Origin of the sequence: Streptomyces niveiscabiei (genome assembly GCF_001419795.1) — a bacterium.
GTDB lineage: Bacteria > Actinomycetota > Actinomycetes > Streptomycetales > Streptomycetaceae > Streptomyces > Streptomyces niveiscabiei.
This window is the reverse complement of sequence record NZ_LIRL01001168.1, coordinates 1-6,539: the sequence shown is the minus strand read 5'-3', so window position 1 is coordinate 6,539 and position 6,539 is coordinate 1. Positions and strand designations below refer to the sequence as shown.

General features: G+C 70.8%; 4 protein-coding genes and 1 pseudogene. 4 read left to right on the top strand and 1 reads right to left on the bottom strand.

Annotated features, from left to right (window positions below):
* Nucleotides 1-184 (bottom strand): annotated as a pseudogene (locus AOK24_RS47015) (bifunctional DNA primase/polymerase); the annotation flags it as partial.
* A 460-nt stretch (nt 185-644) separates the two neighbouring features.
* Here AOK24_RS47015 and nsdA point away from each other — a divergent pair.
* The 4 genes from nsdA to AOK24_RS41565 all read left to right on the top strand — a co-directional run.
* Nucleotides 645-2,123: a transcriptional repressor NsdA gene (gene nsdA, locus AOK24_RS41580; RefSeq protein WP_055725073.1), complete on the top strand. Its 1,479-nt coding sequence runs from the start codon at nt 645-647 to the stop codon at nt 2,121-2,123.
* 327 nt (nt 2,124-2,450) lie between these two features.
* Nucleotides 2,451-3,785: an ammonium transporter gene (locus AOK24_RS41575; RefSeq protein WP_055725072.1), complete on the top strand. Its 1,335-nt coding sequence runs from the start codon at nt 2,451-2,453 to the stop codon at nt 3,783-3,785.
* On the top strand, nt 3,782-4,120 hold the full coding sequence (locus AOK24_RS41570; RefSeq protein ID WP_055725071.1) for a P-II family nitrogen regulator: 339 nt from the start codon (nt 3,782-3,784) through the stop codon (nt 4,118-4,120). Before AOK24_RS41575 ends, AOK24_RS41570 begins: the two co-directional genes overlap by 4 nt.
* A 26-nt stretch (nt 4,121-4,146) precedes the next feature.
* Nucleotides 4,147-6,539: [protein-PII] uridylyltransferase (locus tag AOK24_RS41565; RefSeq protein WP_055725070.1), on the top strand; the 2,393-nt coding region annotated here is incomplete at its 3' end.

The window sequence follows — 6,539 nt, the reverse complement described above, 5'->3', positions numbered from 1 at the left end:
GGTGGGCGCCGGGGGTGCGGCAGGGGTGGCCGCAGGAGCAGGCGCCGGAGACGGTGTGGGCGCCGGGGACGACGTCCCAGCCCCACAGGCCCGTTAACTCGGCTACGGCCGTGCACTCGGGGGAGCGACCGCGCCTGCGCGCGCCGGAACGGATCTCGCGAATGCCGCCGATCGTGAAGCCCATGCCCCCTCCAACGGGTCCGACGCACCGGTGGTCACGCAAAGAGCGTGCGGCGTGACTCTCCGTACTCATGATCTCCGGAACGCCCTCGGACCGGGGCGGCGCACTGAGGCGCGGGGGTGGTGAAGCCGCCCGTGCGCGCCCCCGAGTGCACCTTTCCGTTCGCTCGGGCCGTCCCGCGTCAAGTCAATCGCGTGCGCGCCACTCTGAGTTCATCCGAAGGGGTGGCGAATGGTGGCGATTCCCGGAACGCCATGGCCGGACGGGTGATCGTAGGATTACTTTGAGTGTGCGGGGCCTGGGGGTACACGCACCAGTGGGTATGCCACCGGCAAGTCGTCCTTCTGTTCGAAGGGTGACAAACGCCGGACGGCAGGGCTATTTACCGGCATTCTGATAAGGCTTGGCGCAGTCGGGCGACGCGGTCCGCACTGCAAGTGGTCTCAGGGATGGGGGCGTTCCAGTGAGCGGCAACGAAAGCGGCGGGACGAGCACGGACAAGCGTCCGAACGAACTGCTCTCCTCCTGGTTCGTCCGCAGCGGCTGGTCCAAGGGCGAACTCGCCCGCCAGGTCAACCGCCGCGCCCGCCAGCTGGGCGCGGGCCACATCTCCACCGACACCTCCCGCGTACGCCGCTGGCTCGACGGCGAGAACCCCCGCGAACCCATCCCGCGCATCCTCTCCGAGCTGTTCTCCGAGCGGTTCGGCTGCGTCGTCTCCGTCGAGGACCTCGGCCTGCGCGCCGCCCGCCAGTCCCCGTCCTCCGGCGGCGTCGACCTCCCCTGGACCGGCCCCCAGACGATCTCCCTGCTCAGCGAGTTCTCCCGCAGCGACCTGATGCTGGCCCGCCGCGGCTTCCTCGGCACCTCCCTCGCCCTGTCCGCGGGACCCACCCTCATCGAACCCATGCAGCGCTGGCTGGTCCCCTCCCCGCCGAGCACCCCCCGCGCCTGTGGCCCGCTCCCCACCAGCCGCGCCCGGGGCCGCCTCTCCCGGCAGGAACTGGAGCTGCTGGAGGCGACGACCTCGATGTTCCGCAAGTGGGACGCCCAGTGCGGCGGCGGACTGCGCCGCAAAGCCGTCGTGGGCCAGCTCCACGAGGTGACCGACCTCCTCCAGGAACCCCACCCCGAGTCCACCGCCAAACGCCTCTTCAAGGCCGCCGCCGAACTCGCCGAACTCGCCGGCTGGATGTCGTACGACGTGGGGCTCCAGCCCACCGCGCAGAAGTACTTCGTCCTCGCCCTGCACGCCGCGAAGGAAGCCGGGGACCGCCCCCTCGGCTCGTACATCCTCTCCAACATGAGCCGCCAGATGATCCACCTCGGCCGGCCGGAGGACGCGCTGGAGCTGATCCACCTCGCGCAGTACGGCAGCCGCGACTGCGCCAGCCCGCGCACCCAGTCGATGCTGTATGCGATGGAAGCCCGCGCCTACGCCAACATGGGCCAGCCGGGCCGCTGCAAACGCGCCGTGCGGATGGCCGAGGACACCTTCGCCGACGCCACCGACTGGGACGAGCCCGACCCCGACTGGATCGGCTTCTTCACCGAGGCCGAGCTGTACGGCGAGAACAGCCACTCCTACCGAGACCTCGCCTACGTGGCCGGCCGCAGCCCCACGTACGCCTCCCTCGCCGAACCCCTGATGCTGCGCGCCGTCGACCTCTTCGCGCAGGAGTCCGACGACTACCAGCGCTCCTACGCGCTCAACCTGATCGGCGTCGCCACCGTCCACCTCCTCAAGCGCGAGCCCGAACAGAGCGCGAAATACGCCACCGAGGCCATGGCCGCCGCCAAGCGGGTCCGTTCCGAACGCGTCAACACTCGTATCCGAAAGACCGTCGACAACGCCGCCCGCGAATTCGGCGACCTCACCGACGTCGTCGACCTCACCGACCGCCTCGCCGCCGAACTCCCCGAGACCGCCGAAGCCGTCTGACGCATCCGTCGGACCCCCCGACCCCGGCCGCGGCCGGCCCTCCCGAACTGCCCGACTCGGCTCCCCCATGCCAGGTCATTTCGGAGGCCGACCGCGGCCGGCCTGTGTCCGGAAGAGGAAGGTTGCGCCACGATAACGATCCGCGCGGCCAACATCAGCCAATTCATCGACGCGTAACACAGGCGACCCCTTCGTCACCCCCGCGAAACAGCGAGGGGCCCGAGCCGAAACCGCGCTGCGCCAGTCTCAAGGCCCATAACCGGCCCGCCCCCACTCCGCAGCCGAGGCTTCGCCCGCACGGGGCCGTACGACGACGAGGAGACGCCGATGGCTCCAGCCATCACCACCGCCGCAGACAAACTGTCTGCCGCCAACACAGGCTTCATGCTCATCTGCTCCGCCCTGGTGCTGCTGATGACCCCCGGCCTGGCCTTCTTCTACGGCGGCATGGTCCGCGTCAAGAGCACCCTGAACATGCTGATGATGAGCTTCATCAGCATGGGCATCGTCACCGTCCTGTGGGTGCTCTACGGCTTCTCCATGGCGTTCGGCACCGACCATGGCTCCCTCATCGGCTGGGAGTCCGACTTCGTCGGCTGGTCCGGCATCGACAAGATGGACATCTGGTCCGGCTACACCATCCCGGTGTTCGTCTTCGCCGTCTTCCAGATGATGTTCGCGATCATCACCCCCGCCCTGATAAGCGGTGCCATCGCCGACCGCGTCAAGTTCTCCGCCTGGGCCCTCTTCGTCGTCCTGTGGGCCACCGTCGTCTACTTCCCCGTCGCCCACTGGGTCTGGGGCACCGGCGGCTGGGCCTTCGAACTCGGCGTCATCGACTTCGCCGGCGGTACGGCCGTCCACATCAACGCGGGCGCTGCGGCCCTCGGCGTCATCCTCGTCATCGGCAAGCGCGTCGGCTTCAAGAAGGACCCGATGCGCCCCCACAGCCTCCCGCTGGTCATGCTCGGCGCGGGCCTCCTGTGGTTCGGCTGGTTCGGCTTCAACGCCGGATCCTGGCTCGGCAACGACGACGGCGTCGGCGCGCTCATGTTCGTCAACACGCAGATCGCCACCGCCGCCGCCATGCTCGGCTGGCTCGCCTACGAGAAGATCCGCCACGGCGCCTTCACCACGCTCGGCGCCGCCTCCGGCGCGGTCGCGGGCCTCGTCGCCATCACCCCCTCCGGCGGCGCGATCACCCCGATCGGCGCGATCTGCATCGGCCTCATCACCGGCGTCGTCTGCGCCATGGCCGTCGGCCTCAAGTTCAAGTTCGGCTACGACGACTCCCTCGACGTCGTCGGCGTCCACATGGTCGGCGGTGTCCTCGGCTCCGTCCTCATCGGCTTCTTCGCCAGCGGCAAGGGCCAGTCCGACGTCAAGGGCCTCTTCTACGGCGGCAACGCCGACCAGCTCTGGAAGCAGCTCGCCGGTGTCGGCGCCGTCCTCGCCTACTCCCTCATCGCCTCCGCGATCCTCGCCTTCCTCATCGACAAGACCCTCGGCATGCGCGTCGACGAGGACGAGGAGATCTCCGGCATCGACCAGGCCGAACACGCCGAGACCGCCTACGACTTCAGCGGCGCCGGCGGCGGCATCGTCAAGTCCGCCGCCGTCCCCGCGGGCGTCGGTGCCGAGTCCAAGAAGGTGGACGCATGAAGCTCATCACCGCCGTCGTCAAGCCCCACCGGCTCGACGAGATCAAGGAGGCCCTCCAGGCCTTCGGCGTCCACGGACTGACGGTCACCGAAGCCAGCGGCTACGGTCGGCAGCGGGGACACACCGAGGTCTACCGGGGTGCCGAGTACACCGTCGACCTCGTCCCCAAGATCCGCATCGAGGTCCTGGCCGAGGACGACGACGCCGAACAACTCATCGACGTCATCGTCAAGGCCGCCCGCACCGGCAAGATCGGTGACGGCAAGGTCTGGTCCCTCCCGGTCGACACGGCCGTCAGGGTCCGCACCGGCGAGCGCGGCCCGGACGCGCTCTGACCGAAGAACAGAACAGGAGTCGCTGGGTGACGAGCACGGACGAGCGAAGCGAAGAACAGGACTCGGGACCCAGCGGCTACGCGGCGGCCCGGCTGCACCTCCTCACCGAGGGAGGTACGGCCGGGCCGCCGCGCCGCAGCGCCCTGTCCGAACTGACGGACGACTGGCTGGCCGGCCTGTTCGCCTCCGCCACCGGAGACCTCAGAGGCATCTCCCTCGTCGCCGTCGGCGGCTACGGACGCGGCGAACTCTCCCCCCGCAGCGACCTCGACCTCCTCCTCCTGCACGACGGCAGCGACACCAAGGCCGTCGCCACGGTCGCCGACCGCCTCTGGTACCCCGTCTGGGACCTCGGCCTCGACCTCGACCACTCCGTCCGCACCCCCACCGAGGCCCGCAAGACGGCAGGCGAGGACCTCAAGGTCCAACTCGGCCTCCTCGACGCCCGCCACCTCGCCGGCGACCTCGGCCTCACCTCTGGACTGCGCACCGCGATCCTCGCCGACTGGCGCAACCAGGCCCCCAAACGCCTCCCCGAACTCCGCGAACTCTGCGCCGAACGCGCCGACCGCCAGGGCGAGTTGCAGTACCTCCTCGAACCCGACCTCAAGGAAGCCCGCGGCGGCCTGCGCGACGCCACCGCCCTACGCGCCGTCGCCGCGTCCTGGCTCGCCGACGCACCCCGCGAAGGACTCGACGACGCACGACGCAGACTCCTCGACGTCCGCGACGCCCTCCACCTCACCACCGGACGCGCCACCGACCGCCTCGCCCTCCAGGAACAGGACCAGGTCGCCGCCGAACTCGGCCTCCTCGACGCCGACACCCTGCTCCGCCAGGTCTACGAATCCGCCCGGCTCATCTCCTACGCCAGCGACGTCACCTGGCGCGAGGTCGGCCGCGTCCTGCGCTCCCGCGCCGTACGGCCCCGGCTGCGGGCCATGCTCGGCGGCGGGAAACAGGTCGTCGAACGCTCACCCCTCGCCGAAGGCGTCGTCGAACAGGACGGCGAAGTCGTCCTCGCCCGCGCCGCCCGCCCCGAACGCGACCCCGTCCTGCCCCTGCGCGCCGCCGCCGCTGCCGCCCAGGCCGGACTCCCGCTCTCCCTGCACGCCGTACGACGCCTCGCCGCGACCGTACGCCCCCTGCCGACCCCCTGGCCCGCCGAAGCCCGCGAACAACTCGTGACCCTCCTCGGCTCCGGCCAGCCCACCATCGACGTCTGGGAAGCCCTGGAGGCCGAGGGACTCATCACCCGCCTCCTGCCCGACTGGGAACGCGTCCGCTGCCGGCCCCAGCGCAACGCCGTCCACATCTGGACCGTCGACCGCCACCTCATCGAAACGGCCGTCCGCGCCTCGGAGTTCACCCGGCGCGTCAGCCGCCCCGACCTGCTGCTCGTGGCCGCCCTCTTCCACGACATCGGCAAGGGATGGCCCGGCGACCACTCCGTGGCCGGCGAGATCATCGTCAAGGACGTCGCCGCGCGCATCGGCTTCGACCGCACGGACGTCGCCGTGCTGTCGACCCTCGTACGCCACCACCTCCTCCTCATCGACACCGCCACCCGACGCGACCTCGACGACCCCGCCACCGTCCGCTCCGTCGCGGAAGCGGTCGGCACGCAGAGCACACTGGAGCTCCTCCACGCGCTCACCGAGGCCGACGCGCTCGCCACCGGCCCCGCCGCCTGGTCCTCCTGGCGGGGCTCGCTCGTCACGGACCTGGTCAAACGGGTCGGCGCGGTCCTCGCGGGCGACGAACCCTCTGCCCCGTCCACCTCCGCCCCCACAGCCGAGCAAGAACGCCTCTCCATCGAGGCGCACCGCACCGGCGGGCCCGTCCTGGCGCTGCGCGCCCAGACCCACGAGGAGGAGATGGACCCCGGCGAGCCCCTGGGCGTCGAACTGCTCATCGCGGTCCCCGACCAGCCGGGGGTCCTGCCCGCCGTCGCCGGAGTGCTGGCCATGCACCGACTGACGGTCCGTACGGCGGAACTCCGCGAACTGGAACTACCGGACGGGGTGGACCAGGGTTCGGTGCTGCTCCTCGACTGGCGGGTGGCGGCGGAGTACGGCTCGCTGCCGCAGGCTGCGCGGTTGCGCGCGGACCTGGTGCGCGCGCTGGACGGCTCCCTGGACATCTCCGGTCGGCTCGCCGAACGGGACGCCGCCTATCCACGCCGACGGGGCTGGGTCGCTCCGCCTCCCCGGGTGACCGTCGCTTCCGCCGCCTCCCGCCACGCGACCGTCATCGAGGTGCGCGCCCAGGACGCGCCCGGACTGCTGTTCCGGATCGGGGCCGCGCTGGAGGACTCGGGGGTGCGGGTGCGGAGCATGCACGTGTCGACGCTGGGGGCGAATGCGGTGGACGCGTTCTATGTGACCGGGGTGCAGGGGGCGCCGTTGCCTGTGGGGGA

Coding starts and splice junctions, on each gene's coding strand:
- AOK24_RS41575 (WP_055725072.1), top strand. CDS start 2,451: ATGGCTCCAGCCATCACCACCGCCGCAGACAAACTGTCTGCCGCCAAC.
- AOK24_RS41570 (WP_055725071.1), top strand. CDS start 3,782: ATGAAGCTCATCACCGCCGTCGTCAAGCCCCACCGGCTCGACGAGATC.